Genomic DNA, 2332 nt, shown 5'->3' with positions numbered 1-2332 from the left:
GTTGTCCCGCACCTGTTGTGCCATCGTCTTCAGGTTGTCGACCGGCAGGTCCGGATCGAGCTTCGCCACGATCTGTCGCAGCGTGCCCATCATCCGTTCAGGATCGAGCGACGTGCGCACGTAGAACGTGAGAAACCCAAGGTCCTCGGCTTGCCGGTAGGGACGGAACTCGACCGGCGGCACGTCCTCCTTCACGCTGCTGTACTTGGAATTCTGCACGAGCCCGACAATCTCTATGTCGAGCTCATCCTCGCCCCAGGACATGCGCTTGCCCACGGCGTCTCGCCCCAGACCAAACTTCTTCGCAAACGCCTCGTTCACAATGGCCACCTTCGGCGCGCCACGGCCATCCGCACGCGTAAACTCGCGACCCGCAATCAGCGGGATCCCCATCGTGCGGAAGTACGCTGGCGCGATTTGGTCGAAATTCGAGCCACTGTCGATATCCGGCCCGGATCTGAATCCCTCGACGCGAACGTTGTGGCCCCAGCCGTCCCGGGCAATGGCCCGCACGCGTGACGCGGTGACGCTGGTCACGCCTGGCTGTGCCGCGAGCTCGTCCTCGAGCCGTTCGAACAGGGCATGCGCACGTGCTGGCGCGTACCCATTCTGCTCTGGTGAGATGTCGAACGTGACGAGATGGTCGATCGTCAGGCCGAGGTCCACGCGGCTCACGTTCATCAAGCTCTTGATGAAGAGGCCGGCGGCGACGAGCAGCGTCATCGACAGCGCGATCTGCGTCGCGGCGAGCGCGGTGCGGACGCGCGCCGCACCGCGTCCGCCGGACGGCTGGCCAGAGGTGCCCTTCAACGTCGACGCCAAGTTGGGTCGTGTGCTCTGGATCGCCGGGAACAGACCGAACAGCAGGCCGGTCGCGAGAGTCACCGCGATTGCGAACAGCAGGATGTCTGGATGAAGGGTGGTGGGCACCGCACTGGCGAGCGCTCCTTCCGGGCCCAGCGACGCCATCAGGCTCAGCGTCACCTTCGCCACGACAAGCCCGGCGACGCCGCCAAGCGCCGCGAGCAGGCACGACTCGGTCAGCAACTGCACGATGAGGTGCCAGCGACGGGCCCCGACCGACAGCCGTACGGCCATTTCACTCGCGCGGGTTGCGGCGCGTACGAGCAGCAGGTTCGCGATGTTCGCGCAGGCGATCAGCAGCAGCAGGCCCGTGACCGCGAGCAGCAGGGTCAACGGCGTCTGCACGGCGCCGTGCAGCTCGCTCTGACCACGCCGTCCCGGCTCCACGCCGAGGGTTTTCGCCTTGAACTGTGCGAGCGTCGTCTCGCTCATCCCCTCTTGAAGGGGAACCTCGACCTCGTTGATGAGGCCGCGGTACACGGCATTGATCGCGGTCCGAGCCTGGCCGAGGGTCACGCCCGGCCGGAGGCGGCCGAACAGGATAACCCAGTAGCTGCGCCGATCGTTGAACCATTCCGCCCAATACGGGATCATGTATGCTTGCATGGTGATCGGTACGTAGACGTCAGGTTGCCTCCCGGCCGTTGTCCCTTCGAATCCGGGCGGTGCGACGCCGACGATCGTCATCCGTCGACCGTTGACGACGAGCGTGTCGTTGAGCACGGTGGCGTCGGCGCCGAACTGCCGCTGCCAGTACAGATGGCTGAGGACGACGACGTCGGACTCGCCCATGGCGCGGTCGTCCCCAGGCCCGATCAGGCGGCCGAGCGCCTGTTGCACGCCCAACACCGAGAAATAGCTGCCGGAGACCAACAGGCCGCTGCCGCTCACGGTCTCACTGCGGAACGACAGGCTGGCATCAAATCCTTTGTGGGCCGCGATCCCCGTGAAACCCTTCTGGAGCCGCTCGAGATCGCGGAACATCGAATAGCTGAACGCGACGCTGCTGTCGCCGGCCAGGTCCCCGTAGGCCGGACCCGGCTTTGGGCCCGGCGCGCTGAGGTTGACCAGTCGGTCCGGGTCGGGTACAGGCAGCGGGCGTAGCAGCATTTGGTTGAACAGCGAGAAGATCGCCGCGGTGGCGCCGATCCCCAACGCAAGGGTCAATGTGACCGTGAGGGTGAACGACGGCGCCCGCCGCAACTGTCGCAGCGTGTACCGGACATCCTGCGCGAGGCTGTCGAGCAACGGTAGGCGTTGCTCATCACGATACCCTTCCTTCACCGCTTCCACCGCGCCGAACTTCAGCAGCGCTTGACGTCGGGCCTCGACCGGCGGCAAGCCCGCGCGAAGATTCTCCGCCGTTTGCAGCGCGAGGTGTGCCTCGACCTCTTCCCGCAAGCGCTCCTCATCTCGCCGCCGCGTGACCGAACGGGCCAGCCGAATCAGGAAGCGCCTCAGCGCTCTC

1 protein-coding gene is annotated in these 2332 nt (G+C 65.9%); it reads right to left on the bottom strand.

Annotated elements, in window-relative coordinates; genetic code table 11:
- Positions 1 to 2332 (bottom strand): FtsX-like permease family protein (locus tag GEV06_28425; protein ID MPZ21777.1); only part of this gene is annotated, 2332 nt, incomplete at both ends.

Origin of the sequence: Luteitalea sp. (genome assembly GCA_009377605.1) — a bacterium.
GTDB lineage: Bacteria > Acidobacteriota > Vicinamibacteria > Vicinamibacterales > Vicinamibacteraceae > WHTT01.
The sequence above is the reverse complement of the archived record's forward strand: the minus strand, read 5'-3'. Positions and strand labels throughout refer to the sequence as shown.